Origin of the sequence: Acinetobacter sp. BD54, from assembly GCF_044778325.1 — a bacterium.
GTDB classification, from domain to species: Bacteria; Pseudomonadota; Gammaproteobacteria; order Pseudomonadales; family Moraxellaceae; genus Acinetobacter; species Acinetobacter baumannii.
The window spans coordinates 181,939-206,497 of sequence record NZ_JANJEP010000004.1; the positions used below are offsets into that span (position 1 = coordinate 181,939).

Sequence of the window (24,559 nt, forward strand, 5' to 3'; positions counted from 1 at the left end):
TTTTCTATGACTAAACTTAGCGCAGCACTTCTCCTCACTAGTTCTCTTGTGGGATGTGCCGCTGTAGTAAAAACACCTTACCAAGCACCAGCTGTACAAGTTCCGGGCAGTTTTCAGTACGATAAGGCTAAAGCTAAAACAGCATCGGTTGAGCAATATTCTGACCGTTGGTGGACATTGTTTGGAGATACACAGCTCAACCAACTCGTAACTAATGTTTTAGAGCGCAATAGTGATTTGGCTGTTGCGGGAATCACACTCCAGCAAGCACGCTTGCAAGCTGATTTAACCGCGAATAAACAAGGCTTACGGACCAGCTCTAGTGTTTCTACAGGGCATTCTTTCGACTTAAATTCGGGAGATGACAGTGCGAAAGGTTTATCAATGAGTGCTGGGGTGAGCTATGAACTTGATTTGTTTGGCAAGCTTGCTCGTCAAACTGAAGCAAGTAAATGGGAAGCCTTAGCAACCGAACAAGATCTTCAAGCTACTGGTCAAAGTTTGATTGCCACTACTGCGAAACTCTACTGGCAACTCGGCTATTTAAATGAACGTTATGCAACTGCGCAGCAAAGCTTAGCCACTTCACAAAAGCTTTATCAATTGGTTCAAACTCAGTATAAAGCAGGTGCAGTTTCAGGATTAGACCTTACGCAAGCCGAGCAGTCTGTTCAAAGCCAAAAAGCAAGTTTAAGCCAGATTGAGCAACAGCTTGTTGAAACGCGTACAGCCATTGCTGTGTTATTGCATCAGCCAGTACAGCAACTCAATATTCAAGAGCCACAGCGTTTACCACGTACAGCGCTACCTGCTATTGGTGCGGGTTTACCAGCGGATATTTTGTCACGTCGCCCAGACTTGCAAGCAGCTGAGCTTCGTTTAAGAAAGGCATTGGCAACTAAAGATGCGACTAAAGCAAGCTACTATCCGTCAATTAGCTTAACCAGTAGTTTAGGTTCAAGCAGCACATCGTTAACGGAGTTATTACGTAACCCTGCCCTTACGCTTGGAGCGAGTTTAAGCTTACCGTTTTTGCAATATAACGATATGAAAAAAGATATCGCGATTAGCAACCTAGATTATGAAAAAGCGATTATTCAATATCGCCAAACGCTTTATCAGGCTTTTGCTGATGTAGAAAACGCGTTATCAAGCCGCACAGAACTCGACAAACAAGTAGCGTTACAAGAGCGTAATGTCGAACTTGCAGAAAAAACTGAACGTTTAACTGAAGTCCGCTACCGTTATGGCGCTGTTGCGTTAAAAACACTTCTTGATGCACAGCAAACTACACGTACTGCGCGCTTGAGTCTTGTTGAAACCAAACAAAGCCAATACAACGCTTATGTCACCCTTATGCAGGCATTAGGTGGTTCACCTGTAAAAGAACTGCCGCAATAACTTGCGCCCAGTAAAAAGCCGTAGTCCTTCAACTACGGCTTTTTTTATGTCTGAATAAATCTTAAGACTTATTCATCATCCATCATAGATTGGCTCATACCTACAGTATTGAAACCAGCATCTACATATAAGATTTCACCAGTAATACCTGAAGCCCAAGGTGAGCATAGGAATAACGCTGCATTACCCACTTCTTCAATGGTTACGTTACGTTTTAATGGCGCAACTTTTTCGTTAGCATCTAGCATTTTACGGAAAGATTTAATACCAGAAGCAGCTAAAGTACGAATTGGACCCGCAGAAATTGCGTTTACACGGATACCGTCAATACCCAAACTTGATGCCAAGTAACGAACGCCAGCTTCTAAAGATGCTTTTGCCATACCCATTACGTTGTAGTTAGGCATAACGCGCTCAGAACCTTGGTAAGTCAAAGTTAATAAACAACCTTGGCGAGCTTGCAATAAAGGTTTTGCAGCACGTGCCATTGCAACAAAGCTGTATGCGCTAATGTCATGAGCAATTTTAAAACCGTCACGGTCAGTCACGTCAGTGAAGTCACCATCAAGCGTGTGCGCAGGTGCAAAGCCGATTGAGTGCACAACACCGTCTACGCCGTCCCAATGTTTTGCAAGTTCCGCAAATGCATTATCAATTTCAGCATCAACGGCAACATCACATGGAAACACAAGCTTAGAACCGAATTGCTCAGCAAACTCATCTACACGTTTTTTTAATTTTTCGTTTGGATAAGTAAATGCAAGCTCAGCACCTTCACGGTGTAATGCTTGTGCAATACCATAAGCAATTGATAATTTACTAGCAACGCCTGCAATCAAAAAGCGTTTACCTGCTAAAAGTCCTTGTGTCATGCCGATCTCACTCAAAACAATTTTCAGCATAATGCCAATATTCAACGTTTTTCGAAATTGCATAATGCATCTTTTTTCAAAAATCGCACGAAAAAAAATCGCTCCGATTTAGGAGCAACTTTTTACCAACTCATTTTTAGTCGTCAGACAATAAGCCAAGCAAACGTAAGAACGAGATATACATCCATACTAAAGTTGCAAGTAAGGCAATACCACACAACCATTCCATGAATTTTGGTGCACGATATGCTGCATTAGTTTCGATCAAATCAAAATCTAAAATTAGGTTCAGTGAAGCAATCACTGCAACAAAAGCAGCAAAACCAATACCTAACCAGTTGCTTTCAAAAATATAAGGAATGCTTGAGCCAAACGCTAAACGCATCACCATCTGCACGATAAATACAATAAAGATCGCCAAAGATGCAGAGATCACAACTGATTTGAACTTTTCAGTTGCGCGTATGATTTGAAACTTATATAGACCAAACATCACCAAAGTCGTGACGAAAGTTGCCAATAACGCTTGAAGAGGAACGCCCGGATATTTCAACTGGAAAGTAAAAGAAATACCACCTAAGAAAGCCCCTTCAAATAAAGCATAAGGAATTGCTAAAGTTGGTGCAGTCGTTGGTTTAAAAGTCGTAATTAAAGCTAAAACCAAGCCGCCAATTGCACCCACAATTGAAGCCGCATAAGCAATACCAACATTTGCAGTAAAGGCTGCATAGAAAAATAAAGCGACACCCACTGCAGCAGCAATGATGGTCAACATAACAGATTTTTGAATCGCACCTTGCACGGTCATCGGTTGACTATAGTCACTGACCGTTTCAACGCGTGTCAGTATCGGGTTATTACTTTGCATAAATGCTCTCTTTTTATAATAAATAAACTTAAAACATCATTTTAAGCAAAATGAATATGAAAGCCAAATTCCCACTTGGCATTATTGTAACAATGTCCTTTAAACAATAAAAAAGGGAGCTTTCGCCCCCTTTTCTTCTTACTTGAATAACCTAATCAATCTTTACCGTCAGTATTCATAATAAAGAAGTATTCGCGGTAATACTTAAGCTCAGAAATGGAATCACGAATGTCATCCATAGCTAAATGTGATGCATTTTTTTTCAGACCACTCATAATTTCAGGACGCCAGCGTTTTGAGAGTTCTTTTACTGTAGATACGTCAAGATTACGATAGTGGAAATACTGCTCTAGTTCAGGCATAAGACGATGTAAGAAACGGCGATCCTGACAAATCGAGTTACCACACATTGGTGAAACTTTTGGATTTACCCATTTTTTTAGGAATTCTAAAGTCTGTAACTCAGCATCACGAGCGGTCAATTTACTACGACGAACTCGTTCAATTAAACCTGACTGGCCGTGCTGACGCGTATTCCACTCATCCATTGCATTTAAAATACGATCAGGTTGATGAATAGCCAAAACCGGACCTTCGGCAAGTACATTTAAATGATCATCTGTAATAATTGTTGCAATTTCAATAATCTGGTCGTTGTCGGTATCTAAACCTGTCATTTCCAGATCAATCCAAATTAATCGTGTATTTAAAGTACTGCTCATGAATGTACGTTCTAAAGTGCCGTAAAAACATCAATAGTAGCAAATTTCTTGCTTCTGCGCTGTAATTCCATACCAGCTTCGTGCTATTTTTGCGGTCTTCAAACAATGGTTTTTTTGGGATATGAATGGCTCTAATTCGTAAGCGTCGTTTAACTGAGCAACAGCAACGTCGTATTGAAAAACAGCATAAAACTCGCCAAGAAGAAGTCGATACTTCACAAGATCTAGATGGGCTGGTTGTACAGCACTATGGACGTCAACTTGAAGTACAGGCACTTTCTGTACCCGCTCATCACCCAGAAAAACCGCAAGTCGCTGAAGGCGAACCAGAACCGTTTTGGAAACCGATTGAATTAAATAGCGTTTGGCGCTGTCACACCCGTACAAACCTTGAATTACTGGTCACTGGTGACCGAGTGAAGTGGCAAGCTGACCCTAATACAGGTTTAGGGATTATTACCGCAATTCATCCACGTACATCTTTACTTACACGCCCGGATCGCTATCACAAAGTAAAACCTGTAGCTGCGAATATCAGCTTAATCGTTATTGTTTTTGCCCCACTGCCAGAACCAGCACCTACTTTGATTGATCGCTACTTAGTGGCATGTGCAGATGCGAATATTCCGGCTCTTTTAGTGCTTAATAAATCAGATTTACTCACTGAAAATGATCCGATTCTCGACATGCTCAAAGAGTATGAAAATTTAGGCTATGAAGTCATGATTTGTCATTCTAAAGGTGACATCTCAACATTGTCCCAGCGTCTTGATGGCGAGACAGTAGCTTTTGTAGGTCAGTCAGGGGTTGGGAAAAGCTCACTTATTAATGTGCTCATTCCAGATGCTGAACAAAAAACCAATATCATTTCTGAAAACTCAGCACTTGGACAGCACACCACGACTTCTACTCGTTTAATCAACTTTGGTAAAAATGGCGCCTTAATTGATTCACCGGGAATTCGCGAGTTTGGACTTTGGCATCTCGATTTAGATAAAATTCGTATGGGCTTCCCTGAAATCGAAGCACATTTAGGTTCGTGTCAGTTCCGTAATTGCACTCATACTCATGAAAAGAACTGTGGCTTAAAACAGGCTGTTGAAGCAGGTGAAATTTTACCACGCCGCCTAGACAGCTTTTTACGTTTAATCGATGAGATTCAAGAAGCGCAGCAAAAAAACTAATTTTCTACCCCATTTGCCCTTGAAGTGGTGATTTTGATCACCATCTATATACGCTATACTCTAGGTCAATTTTGTTTTTAATTTTTTTAGGTGACTTGTGGAACGCTGGTTAGAGTTTATGGGGAATCACCCCATTTTGTTTGGTACACTCGGAGTCTTGATCGTATTGTTCTTCATTTTTGAAGGTCAACGTAACGGTCGTAAAATTTCTCCACAGTCGCTTGGTATTTTAGTGAAAGCGAAAAATGCCCTTTTGATTGACTTACGCGATAGCAAAGACTTCCGCGAAGGTCACATTAGTGGTAGCCGCAATATTCCTTATAGCCAAATTGCAAGTCATGCTGATGAATTAAAAGCAAGTGACCGTCCATTGGTATTTATTTGCAACCTAGGGCAAGTTGCTGGCAGCGCTTTACAGAAAGTCGCTCACCATGACAGCTATCGCCTTGATGGTGGTATCAGTAACTGGAAAGCTCAAGGCTTACCTCTCGTTAAAAGCAAACCAAAAGCTTAAGGAGAATTGTTATGGCAGCAAATGTCATTGTTTACTCAACTTCTGTATGCCCGTACTGCGTTCGCGCTAAACAATTACTTGAGCGTAAAGGTGTTGCTTACAAAGAAGTAAATCTTTCTGTTGAAGCGCCAGAAGTACGTGCTGAATTAATGCAACGTACAAATCATCGCACTGTTCCACAAATTTTTATTAATGATCAGTTTATCGGTGGTTTTGACCAACTTTATGCTTTAGAGCGTGAAGGTAAACTCGACGAATTATTGGCTTAACATCGCATCCATATTAAGGAAAAAACAATGAGCGAAGAACAACAAGTTCAACCACAATTAGCTTTAGAGCGTATTTATACAAAAGATATTTCTTTTGAGGTTCCAGGGGCACAAGTTTTCACTAAACAATGGCAACCTGAACTTAACATCAATCTTTCTTCAGCTGCTGAAAAGATTGACCCAACTCACTTTGAAGTATCTTTAAAAGTTGTGGTTCAAGCCAATAACGACAATGAAACAGCGTTCATCGTAGATGTAACTCAATCTGGTATTTTCTTAATCGATAATATCGAAGAAGACCGTTTACCTTACATTTTGGGTGCATACTGCCCGAACATTTTGTTCCCGTTCTTACGTGAAGCGGTAAACGATCTAGTAACAAAAGGTAGCTTCCCACAGTTACTTCTTACTCCAATTAACTTTGATGCAGAGTTCGAAGCAAACATGCAACGTGCTCAAGCTGCTGCTGTTGAAGGTCAAGCTTAATTTTATAGCTTACCCTCAACTCAAAAAACCGCGTAATTCGCGGTTTTTTTATGAGAGTAATTTAGATTTAACGGTCAAGTGAATGAATCTGAATAGAAGGAAACTGGAATCCACGGCATGATTGTTCTGAACGCCATGCGACTGTTAAGATCATATTACCTAACACAAAGTTTTGGTAGGCAAATGTCCCAATAAGCTCATGCGAACATAATCCGCCCTGATTTGTAGGATGTGCTTGGGTGTTTAAGGTATTTAAATCTAAACGTATACCAAGACCCGATGCTTTTAAAACAGCTTCTTTAGTCGTCCAGACTTTAAACCAATATTCTCTATCTTGTTCTAGACTTTGCCACGTTGCATATTCATCAGGATGAAAAGCATGTTGTGCCAGACTATCCAGACGTACTTTACGATCAAGCTCTTCAACATCTATACCAATATCTTTAATTCGCTCACTCAGCGCTAAAGCATAATATTGTTGGCTATGGGAATGATTAAAATGCAGGGCATGGTCCAGTAAGTAAGGTTTGCCATACTCATGTTTTGCAAATACTAAATCAGTTGGTGCTATCTCTAGCTTTTGAGCAATCAGTTTATTTTTAATATGTTGTATTTGCTGTTTTTTATACTCATTAAATGTATGAAAGTCGGGAAAGTCGTGTTGTTTTCGATTTAAAAAATCATTGAGTTTTCCTATATAAATGTCCACATGTTTACTATTCATTTTATTAATCCGAACCATCCATAATTCACTGCTAGCATTAAAACCTTACTGATACCTGATTAGACAATACAATAAAAAGCCCAAAGAAGACTTTGGGCTTTTTCAATTAAAAACAGATTAACGTTTAAATTTCTTTTCTGCTTTTTTGAATTTCTGAATATAACGACGACGACGTGCAGCTGTACGCTCATCGACCTGACTCTTACGGCCTTCAAACGGGTTTTCAGAAGTCTTAAATTCAATTTTAACTGGTGTACCTTCAAGCTTATAAACCTTACGGAACACATTCTCTAAATAACGGCGGTAATCTGCAGGAGTCTTATCCACCTTGTTACCGTGAATCACAATAGTCGGTGGATTTTGCCCACCCATGTGCGCATAACGCATTTTAATACGACGACCTTGAACTGTCGGCGGCTGATGCTGATCAGTTGCATCATTCAAAATCTGCGTCAATTTCGCAGGAGATACCTTTAAGTTTGCAGACTCATAAGCACGGTGAATTGATGGATATAACTCACCCACCCCAGTACCATGTAGAGCAGAAATAAGGTGAATTCGAGCCCAAGGAATAAAGTCAAAACGGCGCTCAACATCAAGCTTACACTGCTTGCGGTCGTATTCACTCATGTTGTCCCATTTATTGATCGCAATGACCATGGCACGCCCAGCTTCCAGCGCATAGCCAATTAAATGTAAGTCTTGCTCAACAATACCTTCACGGGCGTCAACTACAACCACCACCACATGTGCATCTTTCATCGCTTGTAAAGTCTTCACAATTGAGAATTTCTCAATCATTTCATCAACTTTACCTTTACGGCGTACACCTGCTGTATCAATTAAAGTGTATTTACGACCTTCACGCTCGAACGGAATATAAATAGAGTCACGAGTTGTACCCGGTTGGTCAAACGCTACCACACGGTCTTCACCAAGTAAGCGATTTACTAACGTTGATTTACCTACGTTCGGACGACCAATAATTGCTAGACGCAATCCGGTATCTTTGTCATGCTCTTCAGGATTTTCATCTTCCGGAATATCTTGAAGTACATCCTCAAGCATTTGTTGTACGCCACGGCCATGGCTCGCTGCAACTTGTAATGGTTCACCCATACCAAGCTTGTAGAACTCAACCAAAGCAGCTTCAGCATGAACACCATCAACCTTATTGGCAACAAGATAAATTTTCTTGCCTAAAGTACGTAATTCACGGGCAATTTGCTCATCGGAAGCTAACAATCCGGCACGCGCATCAACTACAAAAATAATAATATCTGCTTCATTGATGGCTGTTTTCGACTGCTCGGCCATGTAGTTATCGATACCGCCTTCACTTTCACCAATACCGCCAGTATCAACAACAATGAAAGACTTATTTTGATAAGTCGCATCACCATATTTACGGTCACGAGTCAAACCCGCGAAGTCGGCTACAAGTGCATCACGACTCTTGGTAATCTGGTTAAATAACGTTGATTTTCCGACATTCGGACGACCAATGAGCGCAATAACGGGTTTCATACAATAACCTTAATTCAAGACCAGCCATATCTCATGGCATGAGCATTAGAAACAGTACAGGAGATATATTTTAAGGTCAGATATGACCATAATAAAAGACGGGGCTTTGAACTGATTTAATTCAAACACCCCGATATTTTTAACAGCGTAATTTGTTAAGCGGCTATTTTAGCACAAGCGAACAAAATTAACGATTCTGCCAAATACTTAAATCGCCTTTTCGGGTCGAAACATAGAGCTGATTCTCAATCACACGTAATGTATTGACCTCACCACTTGTTTTAGAACGACCAATCAACTTACCTGTTGTCGGGTCGATTAGGTGTAAAACACCATCCAAATCACCAACAATAAGGTCCGATCCCAAGACGACAGGATTACTTAAATGACGGTTTAAGAGACTATCATTTTGCCAAAGCTGTTCGCCTGTTGTTAAGTCATAAGCAGTAAGCTTGCCGTCAGTTGACGAAACAAACACTTTATTATCATAAACTTCTGGACGCTTGGTGCTACTTGAATCTTCACTCCAAACCACACGTTGAGAAGCAAGATCAGTAACAGTTACTTGGCCTTGGAAACTAGTTGTTACCATGAGTTGACCCGCAACAACCGGATCACCATCAATGTCAATTAAACGCTGAATATCAGAACGCCCTTCACTTACTGCAACACGGCGTTGGAAGCGCGGAATACCACTAATCGTATCAATTGCATAAACATATGCATTTGCAGAAGCAATTAAAACAGTGCGAGGGTCAAGACTCACTGGCGATGGTTGACCACGTAAACTGAACTGAACATTTGGCAATTTATATGCCCAAACTTGTTGTCCAGATGATACATCATGTGCAAATACAGTACCGTCATTTGCAATTGTAATCACGCGGCCAGACTGAATTAAAGAAGGACTTAATAAAGCACCAGATAATTGTGCAGTCCATTTTTGTTCACCGGTTGCCTGATCTAAAGCAAATAACTGACCTTTACTGTTACCAACAACAACAATACCTTCAGCTGCTTCAACACCAGAGCTTAAGCCCAATTTACTAACTTTTTTCTCCCAAAGACGTTGTTTACCACGATATGCAGCAACTTCACCCTTAGGATCAAGGGTAAAAACGACACCTTCGCTAGCGTCAAGTTGTAAACGTAATGGATCTGCCTTATTCGTAGAAGAAACACTGCGTGAAAACACGGGCACCAAACTCTTATTTGACTCAGTCAATTTCGGTAGTGGATTTGGTTTTGCTTCTTTTACTTTGTTGCTAGAACATCCGACCAATACAGCCGATGCGATTGCAATTGCCAAAGGCAGTTTGAATTTCTGATTCATTAAGACTCTTCCACCTGTGTTTCCAAAATTGGGCGCTCAATCTGTGGATCTTCAACTAAAACGCCAACACTTTCGAGTTTAATTTGTAAAATTTGTCGCTCTTGTTTACGTTCCAGTAACGAATCCCATGCAGCTTGATATGCTTTTTTAGCAGAATCAATATCTTTCTTAGCAACAAAGATATCACCGCGTAACTCTTCTACTGTTGCTTTAAATGCCGGATCGACATCACCAGACAAGGTTTTTAGAGCTTCATCATATTTGTTTTGCGCCAATTGTGCATCTGCTAAACGCAATTTTACAACCTGAATCAGTCCTTCATCTTTTACTTTTGAATTCTCAACTTTTTTCAAAGCTTTTTCAGCAGCAGCATAATCTTGTTTTTCATATGCAAGTTTTGCCAATACAAATTGAGTTTGTATCGCCTGAACTGAATCAATATCGTCTTTTACAATCTTATCTGCCGAAGCTGTTATTGAAGCTAAAGCATTTGGATTATCGGCTGTTGCATTTGCTTCATCCATTAACTGCTGTACTTTTGCAGTTTCTGTCTGACTCGTTGCAAGGTTTCTTTTTTGCCAATATTCCCACCCGAAAAAGGCAATCAATGCAATGAGAATCCCGCTAATCATGGCAGAACCATATTTTTTGGCGAACGACTTTAAGCTGTCGAATTGTTCTTCATCACTTAAGCTCATGTGATTGTCCTTTTCCAGATGTTTCAGTTTATTTTGTAAATTTTTCAATTAAGAATGGTACGAGTTCAGCCAACGCAACTTGTGATTGCTCAGCTGTTGCCAACTCTTTTACAGCAAGCTGCTGTGCTTCCCACTCACGTTCACCCAAAATTATGGCGTAAACAGCCCCAGCCTGATCAGCTTTTTTCATCTGACTCTTCATGCTGCCTTGTGAACCCGTTTTAATGCGGATGTTACTATTCGCAGCTTCTAACTGGTCACGTAATTGTTCTGCTAGAACTAAAGCTTTAGATTGATAAGCAGGCTCCGCAACCAAGAACGCTTCACAGTCACGTACAATTTCAGCCTGTTCGACTTGCTCAAGTAGAAGCAATAAACGCTCCATCCCCATTGCAAAACCGACCGCTGGAACAGACTGATCAGCCTTACCTTTTAACTGGCCAACCAAACCATCATAGCGTCCACCTGCACATACTGTACCTTGCGACCCTAATGCTGTTGTTGTCCATTCAAAAACAGTTTTATTGTAATAATCTAGACCACGTACCAATTTTTGGTTAATTACAAATTTAATGCCTGCGGCAGTCAAATAATCTTGTAATTGCTGGAAGTGGCTTAAACTGTCTTCTTTTAAGAAGTCATGTAATTTCGGCGCATTTTCCAGAATTTTCTGAGTCGACTCAATTTTAGAATCTAAAATACGTAATGGGTTTGTTGTTAAACGGCGCTGTGAATCTTCATCCAAAGCATCTTTATGTTCATTTAAGAACGCAACCAAAGCATTACGATATTCCGTACGCTCATCTGTTTCACCCAAAGTATTCAACTCAAGTTGAACCATGTGATCAACACCCATACGCTTCCACAAACGCGCAGTCAACATAATCAATTCAGCGTCGATATCAGGAGTCGCTACACCAAAAGTTTCCACACCAAACTGGTGGAACTGGCGGTAACGGCCTTTTTGTGGTTTTTCATAACGGAACATAGGTCCCATATACCACACACGTGGCGTAGCACCACGCAACAAGTTATGTTCAACCAACGCACGAACACAACCCGCTGTTCCTTCCGGACGTAAAGTCAGTGATTCAGGTGGGTTTCCTTTATCGAAGAATGTGTACATTTCTTTTTCTACGATATCGGTTGCATCACCAATAGCACGTTTAAACAGTCCCGTTTGTTCAACGATCGGCAAACGAATTTGTTGGTAACCATAAGCATCCATTAAAGATGCTAAATGCTGCTCGAGACGTCTCCACGCTGCTGTTTGCGTTGGTAAAACGTCGTTAAAACCTTTGATTGCGACAATTGAACTCATGATGAACTACGAATAATTTCTTTAGATTTAGCTTCTTCAAGCTCTTGGACACGTTGACGAACCATAGTTTCGATTTCATCAACCAATTGATTGGTATCAATTAAATGGCTTTTCTCACCATTACGATAAACCAATGAACGAGGTGCAGCCCCCACAACCCCGATATCTGCTTCTTTTGCTTCACCTGGGCCATTTACCTTACAGCCAATAACCGAAACGTCCATTGGTGTACGGATATCTTCTAAACGCTCTTCTAAAGCCTGCATCACCTGAATCACGTTAAATTCTTGTCGAGAACAACTTGGACAAGCAATAAAGTTGATACCGTTAGAACGTAGACCAAGCGATTTTAAGATATCAAAACCGATCTTGATTTCATCTTCAGGTTCAGCAGCAAGCGAAATACGCATCGTATCGCCAATGCCTTCCATTAATAACCCACCAAGAGCAATCGCTGATTTCACAGTACCTGTACGGTAAATACCAGCTTCAGTCACTCCAAGGTGTAATGGATTATCAATTTGTTGAGAGAGTAAACGATAAGCATCCATAGTTAAAAATACATTCGATGCTTTTACGCTGACTTTAAACTCATGGAAGTCAAGACGGTCTAAAATATCAATATGACGTAAAGCTGACTCAAGAAGTGCCTGCCCTGTAGGCTCGCCATATTTTTTCTGTAAATCTTTTTCTAGAGAACCCGCATTCACGCCAATACGCATAGAAATACCGTGATGACGTGCCGCAGCCACAACTTCACGAACTTTCTGGTCTGAACCGATATTGCCCGGGTTAATACGCAAGCAGTCCGCACCATAATCTGCAACTGCCAAAGCAATTCTATGGTCAAAATGGATATCAGCTACTAATGGAACTGAAACACGCTTACGGATTGCACCAAAGGCTTCAGCAGCTTCCATAGAAGGCACTGAAACACGCATAATATCTGCACCTGCATCAACACAACGCTCAATCTGAGCCACAGTTGCGTCAACATCGCAAGTTTCGGTATTTGTCATACTTTGCACACTAATAGGTGCATCGCCACCGACATAGACCGAACCAACACGGATTTTACGTGTTGGTCGACGTTTAATTGGGTTCTCTATCATTGTATCGCTCAACTCATGGTATTAGCGGGATAAACGGAATTCAGCTTTACCGTTTACCGTATATGGAGACAATGAAATCTGTTCTTGGTTTAGACTTAATGACACAGCCGTTGCATCATCAAGACGAATCTGGAATGGAGACTCACCATTTAAGGTTAAAGTCGATGCCTGACGACCCGTCGCTAAAACCTTCCCTGTTGCATCTACAATATGAACAGAAGTTGGACGGTTAAAGTTTAACACCAATTGGTCACCCACTGTTGCAGAGGTGTTCCCTTTCATAGGTAAAACTTCAACATTAGACTGATTTGCTTTTGGCAGCTCAGCATCTTCTTTGTTTGAGGTCCATTTTTGGACACCCATCACAATTAATGACACAACAGCAATAATCAAAATTGCAAGCAGTGCGCGCTTTAACCATTTTTTGTTACGATCACTATTAGAACCCGGTAATTTACCCATGATTTTAATTGGTGAGTTGTTTAAAGCATGATTTGGCAAAAGCCCAGTATCGTTTGCATAAATCTCATCAAAACGCTGGATAATTGCAGTTGCATCAGTATTTAAATACTTCGCATAAGAACGATAATAGCCTTTGATAAAAGTCGCTTCTGGCAAAGATTTATAGTCGTCTTGCTCTAACGCATTGAGCGTTTTCAGCGGCATATTTAAATCTGAAGATACTTGCTCTAATTCTTTTTTCTGAGAAACACGAATTTGACGTAAATACTCACCAGGACGTTGAATATTTCCTAAAGCAGAAGTCGGTAAGCTTGAGCCAGTTGGCTGCTGTGAATTAGGATTTATTTCCATACGGCCTCAGTACTATACTGTAATTGCAAATAACGTTGATATTCTGGACTTTCCGGGAATAAAGCACGTAACTGGTTTACTAAAACTTGCATTCCCATTTTATCCGCATTGGCTCGAGCCACTCTTAAACCAATCCAAAGTGCGCGTGCACCCTGATTTTTCTGCCCCACTGTACGAACATATTGTTCATACATTTGTGTAGCAGCCGGAATCTGCTGCTGCAAATAAAAAATTTCTGCTAACTCTAACATTGAAATATAAGAGTCGCGGTTAGCAAGAAGTGCTTGTTTGAATGTTTTTTCAGCACTCGCAATATCGCCTAGTTTTAAATAAATTCGCCCCAGATTTTCTAAAGCCTGGTAACGTTGATCATAGCCTAATGTTGCACCAGCAATACGAAATTGCTCAATAGCATCATTATAACGCTCCATTTGGTACAAATACGTACCATAATTATTACGTGCCTGAGCATTGTCTGGTTCAGACGAAATTGCACGCTTAAAGTAATGTTCTGCTTTTTCTAAATTGGATTTACTGCCTTCTTGTTGCAATAAAATACCCATCATCATATTTGCCGTTGCATCACGACTATCGACACTTAACGCTTGGTCAAGAGAACGCTTTGCAGAATCCAAGTCACCAGAACGAATGTATTCGGCAGCAAGCTGCGTACGCACTTTTACTGCTTTTTCCGGGTCCTTTTTAACCGTTTGCGAAGTCTGACAACCACTTGCCAAAAGTGCAACAGCAACCCCCATACATAACATGATCTTCAACTTCGGAGTACTCAAAGTCTGCCCTCAATATTATCCTTGTGTACGTAAAATCTCTTGTCGTTGAGCCACTTTCTTTTGCCACTGCTCAGCACGACGCGTACGGTCAGCAACTTGGCCGACCAATTGTCCACATGCGGCATCAATATCATCGCCACGTGTTTGACGAATCGTACACACAAATCCTGCATCAGACAAAGTTTTTTGGAAAGAGATGATACGATTTCGACTTGAGCGTCCATATGGCGCATGAGGGAACGGATTAAATGGAATCAAGTTAATTTTACTTGGTAAGTTTTTAAGTAATTTAAGCAACTGCTGTGCATGTTCAGGTTGGTCGTTCACACCTTCTAACATGACATATTCAATGGTCACATGTTTACGCGCACTTTCATTACCATCTTTAGCAATATAACGCTGACATGCCGCAATCAACTGAGCCAATGGATATTTTTTATTAATAGGCACAAGTTCATTACGCAATTCATCATTTGGCGCATGTAGGGAAATTGCTAAAGCAACATCAATATCTTTTGCAAGTTGATCAATTTTTGGCACAACACCTGACGTTGACAAAGTCACACGACGTTTTGACATACCATAAGCAAAGTCATCGAGCATAATGTGCATTGAGCTTAATACGGCATCGTAGTTGAGCAATGGCTCACCCATACCCATCATCACGACATTGGTCACTGAACGCTCGCGCTCAGCAACAGGCACTTCTTCCATATAGGAATAGTTTGCCATCCAAAGTTGCCCAATAATTTCATCCGGCGTTAAATCGCGCTGAAAACCTTGCTTACCTGTTGAACAAAATGAGCAGTCCAATGCACAGCCCACTTGTGAAGAAATACACAAAGTTTTGCGTGAACCTGTTTTATCTTCGGCAGGAATTAATACAGTTTCTACTAAAGAGCCAGAACCTTCACCTACGCGAAACACCCATTTACGTGTTCCGTCTTTTGAATAATGACGGTGTACCACTTCAGGAGCTTTAATTTCACAAATTTGTTCAAGCTTTGCACGCAATTTGCCTGAAATATTAGTCATTTCAGCAAAATCAGTAACAAAGTATTGATGAATCCATTTCATAACCTGACCGGCACGAAACTTTTTCTCACCAATATCTTCAAAGAATTTTTCTAATTCAGCACGTGACATGCCGAGTAAATTCACTTTTTCGGCAGCAGGCGATGCTGGCGTGGACGAAGATTGCTGCTGTCCATCAAGATTTTCAGATGAAACGACCACTGCAGAACTCATGTGTATTTACCTAAACCATGTCAAAAAAAGAATATATTGTTCAAGAATCAAACAATATGCTCTTGAGAGAATAAAAAAACCAGATAAGTAGTATACCACTTATCTGGTTTGAATGCTTTCGATTAACGAGTGCGTGGGCAGATCTCGTTGTCAGCAAAGAAGTAAGCAATTTCACGCTCTGCAGAAGCAACTGAGTCAGAACCGTGAGCAGCATTTTCATCGATGCTTACAGCGAAATCAGCACGGATAGTACCAGGAGCCGCTTCTTTAGGGTTTGTAGCACCTAAGATTTCACGGTGAGCAAGAACTGCGTTTTCACCTTCAAGAACAGATACAACAACTGGACCAGAAGTCATGAATGCAACTAAGTCACCAAAGAAACCGCGTTCTTTGTGCTCTGCATAGAAACCTTCAGCATCAGCTTGAGAAAGGTGTTTCATTTTAGTCGCAACAATTTTTAAACCCGCTTTTTCGAAACGAGCAAAAATTTCACCGATGTGGTTTTTAGACACAGCATCTGGCTTTACGATAGACAAAGTACGTTCAATTGCCATGAGTGGCTCCTTTATTTTAAGATTTAAACTTTAAAAAATTTGCCGCATTATACCGATGTCATAGGCAATAATCAGCTTTGAATGTGTAAAAGTTGCGATTTTTTCTACTGTTTTTAGCGAACTTCATCCAACCAAGCCATCTGGATGGCTTCTAGCAATCCTTCGGTTGATTTATTTGGGTCATCACTAAAGTCTGGTAACGCACAAACCCATGCATGTAAATCGGTAAAACGAATCCATTGCGGATCAACTTCTGGATGTGCTTCTGACAATTCAATGGCAATATCAATCGTATCTGTCCAACGTAAGCCCATAGCGGCTCCTATCTGTTTAATCTGCTAAATCAAGAACTGTGTACTTTAGCAAATCCACAAACCTAATCGATAGCTTAAGCTGATAAAAATTACTGTTCGTTATAAAGCAATGCCCAATAATGGCGCGACAAAAATAATCAGACTTGCTACTGCTGCACCAATAAGTGCGCCCACAATCACATCACTCGGATAGTGAAGTCCAAGTACCATACGAGACAATGCCACAAGCACCATGAACGGCAACATCGCTGCAAGCAACACAGGTTGGATATACCCCAACACAATTGTCACCATGACAGCATGTAACGTATGACCTGATGGAAAACTAAAGTGATCGAGTGGTCTTTCACCGAGAACAATCACCTGATGTACTTGGTAAGGACGTGGACGCGTGGTTTTATGTTTTAAGAATTTATAAATTGCTGTTCCAACCGAACCACCAAGTAGCAAATAGATAATTTGCAAGCTATAGGTAATGCCCTGCATTCCCCATACAATTGCCAACATAAGGTACCAAAAAGGTCCGTCACCAGCACGGCTAATAATTTTAAAGAATAATGCCACACGCTGTGAATGAGAGAAATTATTGAGATATAAGCAGCCTCGTAAATCGAGATCGAGTATTTTTATTTTTGCATTCTTAAATTTCATGGTTGTTCTCCTATTTTAGGATACTTAGGTGAAGTCCGCCGAGGGTTCCTTCACTACCTGATAAAATGCCTGTTCTAATTGCTGTACCGGAAGTTGCCAACCGCTTTGCTGTACTTTATGACAGGCTTGTATGCCCATTTCTCTAAGTTGTTGTATTGAAGGAAGCTGATAAATTTGTTGTATAAAATGGTTCTTATGCCCAAGTGGGCTTAACCAACCGTTTACGCCATGTATTAAATACTGGTGTGCACATGCATAATCATACGCGATAACTGGCAAACCGCTCGCCATTGCTTCCAAAACTACGTTACCAAACGTTTCAACTTGGCTTGCAAATACAAAGACATCGGCACTTGCATATGCGACTGCCAAATCGTGCCCGCGCAAACTACCCGTAAAAATAACATTTTTCGCTTCAGGTAGCGCTTTTAATCGAGCAAGATCCGGGCCATCTCCCACCACAACCAGTTTAGTTTTCTGTTGCTGAATGTTTTGCATAGCTGCATAACTCTCAACGATCAGCTGGACTTCTTTTTCCGGTGATAAACGACCTACATACAACATGACACGTGTATCGGAATCAACGCCCCATTGCTGGCGTAAGCTTTCTGAGCGATGTTTTGGTGAAAAACGAGTAGTATCCACTCCTCGCCCAACAACAACTAGAGGACATGTAATGCCAAAACCGCGTAAAGCCTCTTCCGTGTCCTTGCTCGGAACACAGGTCACCTGAGTATTGTTATGGAACCAGCAAAGGTATTTTTGAATCGGCTTCACCAAAAAGGCCAAATCGAAGAACCTGCTAAAATCTTGAAACGGCGAATGAAAACCGCTAGAGACCGGAATATCTTTGGCTTTTGCGGCTTGCATGGCTGTTAAACCTAACGGTCCTTCAGTCACAATATGTACGACATCTGGCACAAATTTTTCAAAAGCTTTTGAAACTTTTAAATATTGGGGCCAGCCAAATTGCAAAGTTGGATATTTTGGAATCGCTTGTGACATGACCAGACATTCTTGTTCTGGCAAAAAATCATGACATTTGGCTTTTTGCTCAGGTCGAACAAGTAGAATTTTATGCCCTTGTTTCTGTAAACCTTGGCATAACTGCAACAAAGAGAGTGCTACACCATTAATTTCAGGCGGCCATGTTTCTGTCACAATCGCAATTTTTAAACGAGGACGAACCAACTCGTGAAGTTGGTGCAATTCCTGAGTATTAGACAAATGCTGTTTTTGTTTAAAATAGAATTGGAAGCTTTCAGGAAGTTGCTGTTGTTTTAATAGTGCTGTCGCGTATGAGCCTTGCATAGCGCCATCCATCAGTATATTTATTTTCATGCTTAAAGATTAAGCAGCTTTCTTGACACTTTGATGATAAATGCATGACAGTTTACTGACATAAAAATTAAAAAAGCACGCTGAGAGCAGCGTGCTTTTGCATAAAACAGACAAGAGAACTTAACGGTTCTGCAATTTCGCATAATCCATCAATACATTCGCAGCTTCATTTACGAACGTTTCTTCTTCTGGCAACGCAGGACGTTGATTAGCTTTCATTTTGGCACGAGATTCAGCTAGAGCATCTAGAGAAGCCTGATAGCTTTCCCAGTTAGGGAAAGGTTTTTGACCTGTTGCTATACGACGTTCATTTTCAGCATCTAAAGTTTGCTTTTCTAAACTCAAAAGCTCTGCACGGCGCTTATCAATATCAAGCACAACTTGTTTCTGGTCACTCGTAACCTTCGCAATTGCTGTACGTTTATTTAAATACTTAAACTGTGGATCAACAGCAACACGTTGTTCCGAAAGTTGAGACAGCTTCGCTACATATGGCTGCACTGAACCTTCACGCTTAAATGGTGCAGTCGGAATCGTATCCCACTTCAACGCATTTTTCGATTTACGCTCACCAAACTCTTCGTTATAGATATCAACAAGCTTAATATCTGGCACTACACCTTTGTTTTGCGTACTACCACCCGTTACACGGTAGAATTTACGCTGAGTTAAGGTTGCTTGACCATATGCCAAAGTATCGAGTTGGACCTGAGCTGTACCTTTACCTGTGGTTGTACTACCAATGATAATGCCACGCTCATAATCTTGAATTGCAGCAGAGTAAATTTCACTTGCAGATGCTGAGGCTAAGTTCACCAATACAGCGAGTGGACCTGTATAGATTTGCTGACCACCATCGTTGTCTTCAAATACACTTACGTTGCCATTACCATCACGAATTTGCACAACTGGACCTGACTTAATCACTTGTCCAAGCATACGTGCAACTTCTTCTAATGAACCACCTGGGTCATTACGCAAGTCAATAATAATACCTTCAACTTTCTTGGCTTTTAATGCCTCAAAAGCATTTGCCGTATCTTCAGAAACTGAGCGATATTGCTGACCAGCACGACGTGAACGATAGTCAAAATAGAACGACGGAATTTCAATCACACCTAATAGATGCTTTTTACCATCACGTGTCACTTCAACTGTACGTGAACGAACACCGGCATCTTCTTCTTGAATAACATCACGTACCAAAGTCACATTGCGTGCTTGACTCATTGATGCACCAGCACCAAGAAGCTTCAACGTTACTTTTGTACCGCGCTTACCACGAATCAACCCAACAATTTCCGAACTCGACCAGCCGACCACATCGATCATTTTGCCGCCCTCTTGAGCGACACCAACGATTCGGTCTCCTGATTTCACTTGACCAGACTTACTTGCAGGACCACCTTCTACAATAGTTTCAATCTTGGTGTAATCTTCATTACCACGTTCTGGGCGAATCGATACCCCAATACCTTCAAGTTGTAAGGTTGTTTGGCGGTTCAGCTCTATCGCATCAATTGGCGGATAATAGTTACTGTGCGGATCATAAGTTGCCAACATTGCATTTAATGTTTTATCCAACACATCGTCGCTTTTCACACGACTAATTCTTTCAAGCTGACGCGTATAACGCTTAGTCAAAGTCTGAGCTGGCGTTAAATCTTCTGGGCCTGTTAAATCTTGACCATCAGCAAGTGAAGGGTTCTCTTTTAACGCCTTTTGTTTTGCCTGCTCTTCTTCACGGCTAATTGTTAAATTAATTAACTGAGAAACCAGCATTTTACGCCAGTGATTTTGCTGTTCAGCTGACGTTTTAAAATACGGTGCTTTTTCGCGATCTACTTCAATAAAAGTATTTGGCTGTTTTAAGTTTTGTGGTTTCTTCAACTCAGCAAGCATGAACTCATAAAACTGTTTTAAGCGCTCACGATATTGCTGGTGAATAGCAAATGGCCCAGTTAAATTCCCCGCTTTTAATGAAGCACCAAAATTTGAACCATAGAGCTTTTTATAGTTTTGAACTTCAGCGTCTAAAAATAATGAGTGGTCCGGATCAAGACTGTCTAAGTACATATCAAGAATACGGTTAGATGTGTTCGCATCCAGACGCATATTTAAATAATGTTGGCGGTCTACTAAAGTTGCCAGTTGACGAGCCACCAAGGCTTGCTCTTGCGTTGGCTGGATCGATTGAGAAACAGCAGCAGTATTGGTTGCTGCTCTTGCTTCGTTCATCGTATGAGAGAAGAATAAACCGCCAGTCGCGATTGCTACTGCACAAGCTATAGTTTGAAGTTTCATAAATTCTTAATACTTCCTTGGGTGTTCGTATCTTACACGCTCTGTTATCGATATGAACTAAGCAGATTCAACATCTTAACCAACTAAATTGTTTATACCGTGTAGTTTTATCATATTCTGTACTGACAAAATGTAGCAAATCATTGCAAAATTCGCTTATTGTTTTTCAATCAAAATTCAAATGGAACCAATATGATTGGCGCGTTGATGCTGGACATAGCCGGCACAGAACTTACTCAAGAAGATATTGAACTATTACAAGCTCCGCAAGTCGGTGGCATGATTTTATTTGCACGAAATATTGAATCACCACAACAAGTCCGTGCTTTAACCGACCATATGCGCCAAGTTCGCCCAGATATTTTGATTGCTGTCGACCAAGAAGGTGGTCGCGTTCAACGTCTAAAATCTGGCTTTACATTATTGCCAGCCATGGGCCGTTTTGGCGAGCTCTATATAACTCAACCTCAAAAAGCACTTGAATTAGCTGAACAGTGCGGCTGGTTAATGGCGACTGAAGTGCTTGCAGTCGGTATCGATTTTAGTTTTGCACCGGTTCTAGACCTCAATGCGATTAGTGATGTGATTGGTGACCGTGGCTTCTCTAAAAATATCGAAGATATCGCTCCACTTGCTGGTGCATTTATGCGCGGTATGAAAAAAGCCGGCATGGCAAATACCGGTAAGCACTTCCCTGGTCACGGTTCGGTAAAAGCCGATTCACATGTCGCAGCTGCAATCGATAGCCGTAGCTATGACGAAATTTATAATCATGACATGCAAAGCTTTATTAAGCTTATGCCTGAGCTAGATGCGCTCATGCCGGCACATGTGATTTACGATCAGGTTGATCCAAATCCGGCTGGTTTCTCATCTTTCTGGATTCAAGAAGTCCTTCGTAATCGCTTGAAGTTTAATGGCGTACTTTTCTCCGATGACTTAAGCATGCAAGCTGCTTGTGTGGCTGGTGGTGCAGATGCGCGTATTCAAGCGGCTCTGGCAGCAGGCTGTGATATGGGGTTAGTGTGTAATGACCGTAGTGCAGCATGTACAGCACTTGAAGGTATTGCAAACTTAGAACTACCAAACCAAGAGCGTTTAGAACGTATGCGTGGTCGAATTCCACAAATCCAAGTTGGTGAAACTTTATCGCTTGGAAATGAATGGCAAGCTGTCAAAACAGCCATTGAAGAATTTAAAAACTCATTCTAAATTCTAGTGCAAGACCATATTTGACTGATAATTAAAAAATTGTCAGTCAAACCACACAAAAACAATAAATCGAGTTCAGGACGAATGACACAACACCTTTCAAAACACCGCCACATTTCTTTTACAGCCCACTATACAGGCTATATCTGGTATCAAATGGGGATCTCACATGAAGCACTTGCCACCAGTAAAGGCAAATCACTGGCATATTTAGTTCACCCATTAGAGTCTTGGGCAGAGAAATATGTGGGCGGCAGCATGCGCACGACGCTTAAACAGCGCCATACCATGCTTGATCATGATTTAGAGAAGTTAATTCAAGAAAACCCTGATTTACAGGTGCTTGAAATTGCTTGTGGTTTATCACCACGTGGTTGGTGGTTTAGGCAGCATTATCCTTCCATTAGCTATCGAGAGCTTGATTTACCTGATATGGCTCAAACAAAACAAAATGCACTACAACAAATTGAAAAAAATGCACCTGAAGTTTTATCAGTCGATTTATTTACCGAAGCCTTTGCTCAAGCATTTGAAGTTTTTGACTCTAACCGCCCACTGGTTGTAATCAGTGAAGGTTTAATTAACTATTTTGATAAAGACTTATTAAAGCAACTGTTCCAATCCATTGCCCACTATGGCGCTTCCTCTAAAAAGCTTCATTATTTAACTGACCTGTATCCTGAACCCGTTAAAAACAAACTTGCTAGTATTATCTGGAACAGCAGTAAATTACTTAAACTTATGTCTCGAAGCTCATTTAGTTTTCATTTTAAGACTCCACTAGAAGTGAAAGACTTTTTTAAAGATGCAGGCTTTAGTCAAGTTAACGTTGAACAACCGCAAATATTCTTTGGACAAGTTTCTAAAGACAGCGATGAAGAGCATTTAGGCGACTTAGTCTGGACTATCCATGCTCAATTAAAATAAAAAATGGAAGCCTCGTGAGTTTTGAGGCTTCCAAATCATAAAAGAATTAAACGTTAAGCTGCTTGTTTCTGGCGAGCAATGAAGCGGCTTAAACGGTCAGCAAGCTCAAAGCTACCATGTTTAAATAAGGCACGGACTCCTTGTTCAGTAGCTTCAAAAATTAAACACTCAATCGAGAAAGCACCCTCTTCATCTTCTAAATGTAAAGCCAAATCACGTGGGTGTTCATTTACAAACTCAAGCTGTGCTACATCATCTAACTTCAAATACATCCCAAAGAAAGTCACGTCAACAATCGTCACTGGCACCTCTGTTTCACATTCACGGTGGCTCAGTTTCGTTTTAGGCTGGAGAACTGGTATACGCTCTTCACCTCGGCGTTCCATGTTTTGTATTTGCTCACGCGTCATTGGAATAATGCCATCCAGATTTTGGATAGATTCACCCTTCAAAAATGAAGTGAACAAACTCATAGTTTCTTTACGGCGCTGGAGCTGCGGCACATGGTCGGCGTTAGCAATCAGAGCAAATTCCATATCCGGACATTGCAAAGCAAAATTGGCATTTTCATGAGGTAAAGTAAAACTATCGTACTGCCCTGCTGCGATCAGTGTCTTACATTCTGGAATAGGTACATCTGTTAAACGCAAAAGGCGATTACAGTTAATTTCATAACGCTCTCGTTCAGTACCCGTAAATTCTGCCATTTGCCTAAAAAATAATTTTTTAGCTGTAGGCGACATACGCGTTTTATCTAATTTGGCATGATTCACCAAATATAAAATTACCGCTTGCCCAAACTCTTCCATACGATTTTCTTGCATGAGTTTGAGCGACTCTTCCAGAATCATCCGCCAGCTTTTACGGGTCTTTTGCATAACACCCATTAAAATCATACGGTCCATCAAATCTGGACGATGATAAGCAAAACAAGAAGCAACAACTGAACCCAACGACATTCCCATTACAGAAACTTTTTGAATTCCGACGATATCTAGCCAACGTCCTAACATTTCCGACAAATCGGGAAGCTCTAATGTTCCAGCAGAAATTCCGGTATTTCGATTGGTAATTTGTTGATTTGCGCCCATAGATGGCAAGTCGATTAAAATCACTGGGCCACTTTCAAATAGTTGTTCAACACAATATTTATACGAGTTAAAATTTTGAAAAGCACCGCCAACAATCACAATCGGTGTTTTGTGAATCGTTTGTGGGTCTGCAATCGCCATGTATTCAATTTTCCAACCGTCAATCCATGTGGTACGAGCTGGCTGTTTAAAACTATCTCTATGGTAGATATCGAAAAACCCAAAACCGGCATAAGCTTGGTTTATCTCCGAATCCATTTGAATAATGGAATTCATATCCTT

The 24,559-nt window shown here is 40.9% G+C and carries 25 protein-coding genes; 7 read left to right on the forward strand and 18 right to left on the reverse strand.

Features of this window, described 5'->3' with window-relative positions; genetic code table 11:
• Positions 1-6: 6 nt before the first annotated feature.
• Positions 7-1,401: an efflux transporter outer membrane subunit gene (locus tag NQ782_RS08200; protein WP_171058547.1), complete on the forward strand. Its 1,395-nt coding sequence runs from the start codon at positions 7-9 to the stop codon at positions 1,399-1,401.
• A 68-nt stretch (positions 1,402-1,469) separates the two neighbouring features.
• Here NQ782_RS08200 and NQ782_RS08205 read toward each other — a convergent pair whose 3' ends face one another.
• The 3 genes from NQ782_RS08205 to orn form a co-directional block, all read right to left on the reverse strand.
• Complete coding sequence (locus NQ782_RS08205) at positions 1,470-2,273, reverse strand: enoyl-ACP reductase (RefSeq protein WP_057094199.1); 804 nt, start codon at positions 2,271-2,273, stop codon at positions 1,470-1,472.
• A 136-nt stretch (positions 2,274-2,409) separates the two neighbouring features.
• The gene (locus tag NQ782_RS08210; RefSeq protein ID WP_001191562.1) at positions 2,410-3,141 is read right to left on the reverse strand and encodes a Bax inhibitor-1/YccA family protein; all 732 of its coding nucleotides are present in this window, start codon (positions 3,139-3,141) and stop codon (positions 2,410-2,412) included.
• A gap of 155 nt (positions 3,142-3,296) precedes the next feature.
• A complete protein-coding gene (orn, locus tag NQ782_RS08215; RefSeq protein WP_000099436.1) occupies positions 3,297-3,863 on the reverse strand; it encodes an oligoribonuclease in 567 nt (188 codons plus the stop codon).
• Between the two features lie 125 nt (positions 3,864-3,988).
• Between orn and rsgA the strand changes: the two genes are divergently transcribed.
• From rsgA to secB, 4 genes are all read left to right on the forward strand, one after another.
• Positions 3,989-5,047 carry a small ribosomal subunit biogenesis GTPase RsgA gene (rsgA, locus tag NQ782_RS08220; RefSeq protein WP_057094181.1) on the forward strand — a complete coding sequence of 353 codons (1,059 nt, stop codon included), beginning with the start codon at positions 3,989-3,991 and terminating at the stop codon, positions 5,045-5,047.
• Between the two features lie 97 nt (positions 5,048-5,144).
• Positions 5,145-5,561, forward strand: coding sequence for a rhodanese-like domain-containing protein (locus NQ782_RS08225; protein WP_000443006.1), 417 nt, complete (start codon positions 5,145-5,147; stop codon positions 5,559-5,561).
• 11 nt (positions 5,562-5,572) lie between these two features.
• On the forward strand, positions 5,573-5,830 hold the full coding sequence (gene grxC / locus NQ782_RS08230) for a glutaredoxin 3 (RefSeq protein ID WP_000729828.1): 258 nt from the start codon (positions 5,573-5,575) through the stop codon (positions 5,828-5,830).
• A 27-nt stretch (positions 5,831-5,857) separates the two neighbouring features.
• Positions 5,858-6,316, forward strand: coding sequence for a protein-export chaperone SecB (gene secB / locus NQ782_RS08235; RefSeq protein ID WP_001288260.1), 459 nt, complete (start codon positions 5,858-5,860; stop codon positions 6,314-6,316).
• A gap of 67 nt (positions 6,317-6,383) precedes the next feature.
• Here the strand turns inward: secB and NQ782_RS08240 are convergent, their stop codons facing one another.
• From NQ782_RS08240 to NQ782_RS08305, 14 genes are all read right to left on the reverse strand, one after another.
• The gene (locus NQ782_RS08240) at positions 6,384-7,040 is read right to left on the reverse strand and encodes a 4'-phosphopantetheinyl transferase superfamily protein (RefSeq protein WP_057094183.1); all 657 of its coding nucleotides are present in this window, start codon (positions 7,038-7,040) and stop codon (positions 6,384-6,386) included.
• 117 nt (positions 7,041-7,157) lie between these two features.
• Positions 7,158-8,567: a ribosome biogenesis GTPase Der gene (gene der / locus NQ782_RS08245; protein ID WP_000805592.1), complete on the reverse strand. Its 1,410-nt coding sequence runs from the start codon at positions 8,565-8,567 to the stop codon at positions 7,158-7,160.
• A 187-nt stretch (positions 8,568-8,754) separates the two neighbouring features.
• On the reverse strand, positions 8,755-9,900 hold the full coding sequence (gene bamB / locus NQ782_RS08250) for an outer membrane protein assembly factor BamB (protein WP_002132729.1): 1,146 nt from the start codon (positions 9,898-9,900) through the stop codon (positions 8,755-8,757).
• Entirely contained in the window at positions 9,900-10,598 is a 699-nt protein-coding gene (locus NQ782_RS08255) for a tetratricopeptide repeat protein (protein ID WP_000058788.1), read from the reverse strand. The genes bamB and NQ782_RS08255 overlap by 1 nt, the downstream gene beginning before the upstream one ends.
• Before the next feature lie 28 nt (positions 10,599-10,626).
• Entirely contained in the window at positions 10,627-11,919 is a 1,293-nt protein-coding gene (hisS, locus tag NQ782_RS08260; protein ID WP_000095254.1) for a histidine--tRNA ligase, read from the reverse strand.
• On the reverse strand, positions 11,916-13,031 hold the full coding sequence (gene ispG, locus NQ782_RS08265; protein ID WP_000572095.1) for a flavodoxin-dependent (E)-4-hydroxy-3-methylbut-2-enyl-diphosphate synthase: 1,116 nt from the start codon (positions 13,029-13,031) through the stop codon (positions 11,916-11,918). Before ispG ends, hisS begins: the two co-directional genes overlap by 4 nt.
• 21 nt (positions 13,032-13,052) lie before the next feature.
• Positions 13,053-13,844 (reverse strand): RodZ domain-containing protein, encoded by a 792-nt coding sequence (locus NQ782_RS08270; RefSeq protein WP_000405163.1) that lies wholly within the window; start codon positions 13,842-13,844, stop codon positions 13,053-13,055.
• Positions 13,835-14,635, reverse strand: coding sequence for a type IV pilus biogenesis/stability protein PilW (gene pilW / locus NQ782_RS08275; RefSeq protein WP_001984465.1), 801 nt, complete (start codon positions 14,633-14,635; stop codon positions 13,835-13,837). The genes NQ782_RS08270 and pilW overlap by 10 nt, the downstream gene beginning before the upstream one ends.
• Positions 14,636-14,650: 15 nt before the next feature.
• A complete protein-coding gene (gene rlmN / locus NQ782_RS08280) occupies positions 14,651-15,883 on the reverse strand; it encodes a 23S rRNA (adenine(2503)-C(2))-methyltransferase RlmN (RefSeq protein WP_000093084.1) in 1,233 nt (410 codons plus the stop codon).
• A gap of 122 nt (positions 15,884-16,005) precedes the next feature.
• Entirely contained in the window at positions 16,006-16,437 is a 432-nt protein-coding gene (gene ndk, locus NQ782_RS08285; protein ID WP_000963851.1) for a nucleoside-diphosphate kinase, read from the reverse strand.
• A 113-nt stretch (positions 16,438-16,550) separates the two neighbouring features.
• A complete protein-coding gene (gene iscX / locus NQ782_RS08290; protein WP_000524329.1) occupies positions 16,551-16,751 on the reverse strand; it encodes a Fe-S cluster assembly protein IscX in 201 nt (66 codons plus the stop codon).
• A gap of 99 nt (positions 16,752-16,850) precedes the next feature.
• Positions 16,851-17,402 carry a phosphatase PAP2 family protein gene (locus NQ782_RS08295; protein WP_000669565.1) on the reverse strand — a complete coding sequence of 184 codons (552 nt, stop codon included), beginning with the start codon at positions 17,400-17,402 and terminating at the stop codon, positions 16,851-16,853.
• 24 nt (positions 17,403-17,426) lie between these two features.
• Positions 17,427-18,725, reverse strand: coding sequence for a glycosyltransferase family 1 protein (locus NQ782_RS08300; protein ID WP_001991191.1), 1,299 nt, complete (start codon positions 18,723-18,725; stop codon positions 17,427-17,429).
• A gap of 138 nt (positions 18,726-18,863) precedes the next feature.
• Entirely contained in the window at positions 18,864-21,047 is a 2,184-nt protein-coding gene (locus tag NQ782_RS08305) for a carboxy terminal-processing peptidase (protein ID WP_000776302.1), read from the reverse strand.
• Positions 21,048-21,239: 192 nt separating this feature from the next.
• Here NQ782_RS08305 and nagZ point away from each other — a divergent pair, with 192 nt between their 5' ends.
• Entirely contained in the window at positions 21,240-22,259 is a 1,020-nt protein-coding gene (gene nagZ / locus NQ782_RS08310; RefSeq protein WP_057094187.1) for a beta-N-acetylhexosaminidase, read from the forward strand.
• Between the two features lie 84 nt (positions 22,260-22,343).
• A complete protein-coding gene (locus tag NQ782_RS08315) occupies positions 22,344-23,186 on the forward strand; it encodes a class I SAM-dependent methyltransferase (RefSeq protein WP_057094189.1) in 843 nt (280 codons plus the stop codon).
• 53 nt (positions 23,187-23,239) lie between these two features.
• Here NQ782_RS08315 and NQ782_RS08320 read toward each other — a convergent pair whose 3' ends face one another.
• The gene (locus NQ782_RS08320; RefSeq protein ID WP_057094191.1) at positions 23,240-24,553 is read right to left on the reverse strand and encodes an alpha/beta fold hydrolase; all 1,314 of its coding nucleotides are present in this window, start codon (positions 24,551-24,553) and stop codon (positions 23,240-23,242) included.
• Between the last annotated feature and the right edge of the window lie 6 nt (positions 24,554-24,559).

What these genes read in the sequence shown, in the direction of transcription:
- NQ782_RS08200 (WP_171058547.1), top strand. Translation starts at nt 7, where the DNA reads ATGACTAAACTTAGCGCAGCACTTCTCCTCACTAGTTCTCTTGTGGGA.
- NQ782_RS08205 (WP_057094199.1), bottom strand. Translation starts at nt 2,273, where the DNA reads ATGACACAAGGACTTTTAGCAGGTAAACGCTTTTTGATTGCAGGCGTT.
- NQ782_RS08210 (WP_001191562.1), bottom strand. Translation starts at nt 3,141, where the DNA reads ATGCAAAGTAATAACCCGATACTGACACGCGTTGAAACGGTCAGTGAC.
- orn (WP_000099436.1), bottom strand. Translation starts at nt 3,863, where the DNA reads ATGAGCAGTACTTTAAATACACGATTAATTTGGATTGATCTGGAAATG.
- rsgA (WP_057094181.1), top strand. Translation starts at nt 3,989, where the DNA reads ATGGCTCTAATTCGTAAGCGTCGTTTAACTGAGCAACAGCAACGTCGT.
- grxC (WP_000729828.1), top strand. Translation starts at nt 5,573, where the DNA reads ATGGCAGCAAATGTCATTGTTTACTCAACTTCTGTATGCCCGTACTGC.
- secB (WP_001288260.1), top strand. Translation starts at nt 5,858, where the DNA reads ATGAGCGAAGAACAACAAGTTCAACCACAATTAGCTTTAGAGCGTATT.
- NQ782_RS08240 (WP_057094183.1), bottom strand. Translation starts at nt 7,040, where the DNA reads ATGAATAGTAAACATGTGGACATTTATATAGGAAAACTCAATGATTTT.
- der (WP_000805592.1), bottom strand. Translation starts at nt 8,567, where the DNA reads ATGAAACCCGTTATTGCGCTCATTGGTCGTCCGAATGTCGGAAAATCA.
- bamB (WP_002132729.1), bottom strand. Translation starts at nt 9,900, where the DNA reads ATGAATCAGAAATTCAAACTGCCTTTGGCAATTGCAATCGCATCGGCT.
- NQ782_RS08255 (WP_000058788.1), bottom strand. Translation starts at nt 10,598, where the DNA reads ATGAGCTTAAGTGATGAAGAACAATTCGACAGCTTAAAGTCGTTCGCC.
- hisS (WP_000095254.1), bottom strand. Translation starts at nt 11,919, where the DNA reads ATGAGTTCAATTGTCGCAATCAAAGGTTTTAACGACGTTTTACCAACG.
- ispG (WP_000572095.1), bottom strand. Translation starts at nt 13,031, where the DNA reads ATGATAGAGAACCCAATTAAACGTCGACCAACACGTAAAATCCGTGTT.
- NQ782_RS08270 (WP_000405163.1), bottom strand. Translation starts at nt 13,844, where the DNA reads ATGGAAATAAATCCTAATTCACAGCAGCCAACTGGCTCAAGCTTACCG.
- rlmN (WP_000093084.1), bottom strand. Translation starts at nt 15,883, where the DNA reads ATGAGTTCTGCAGTGGTCGTTTCATCTGAAAATCTTGATGGACAGCAG.
- ndk (WP_000963851.1), bottom strand. Translation starts at nt 16,437, where the DNA reads ATGGCAATTGAACGTACTTTGTCTATCGTAAAGCCAGATGCTGTGTCT.
- iscX (WP_000524329.1), bottom strand. Translation starts at nt 16,751, where the DNA reads ATGGGCTTACGTTGGACAGATACGATTGATATTGCCATTGAATTGTCA.
- NQ782_RS08295 (WP_000669565.1), bottom strand. Translation starts at nt 17,402, where the DNA reads ATGAAATTTAAGAATGCAAAAATAAAAATACTCGATCTCGATTTACGA.
- NQ782_RS08300 (WP_001991191.1), bottom strand. Translation starts at nt 18,725, where the DNA reads ATGGATGGCGCTATGCAAGGCTCATACGCGACAGCACTATTAAAACAA.
- NQ782_RS08305 (WP_000776302.1), bottom strand. Translation starts at nt 21,047, where the DNA reads ATGAAACTTCAAACTATAGCTTGTGCAGTAGCAATCGCGACTGGCGGT.
- nagZ (WP_057094187.1), top strand. Translation starts at nt 21,240, where the DNA reads ATGATTGGCGCGTTGATGCTGGACATAGCCGGCACAGAACTTACTCAA.
- NQ782_RS08315 (WP_057094189.1), top strand. Translation starts at nt 22,344, where the DNA reads ATGACACAACACCTTTCAAAACACCGCCACATTTCTTTTACAGCCCAC.
- NQ782_RS08320 (WP_057094191.1), bottom strand. Translation starts at nt 24,553, where the DNA reads ATGAATTCCATTATTCAAATGGATTCGGAGATAAACCAAGCTTATGCC.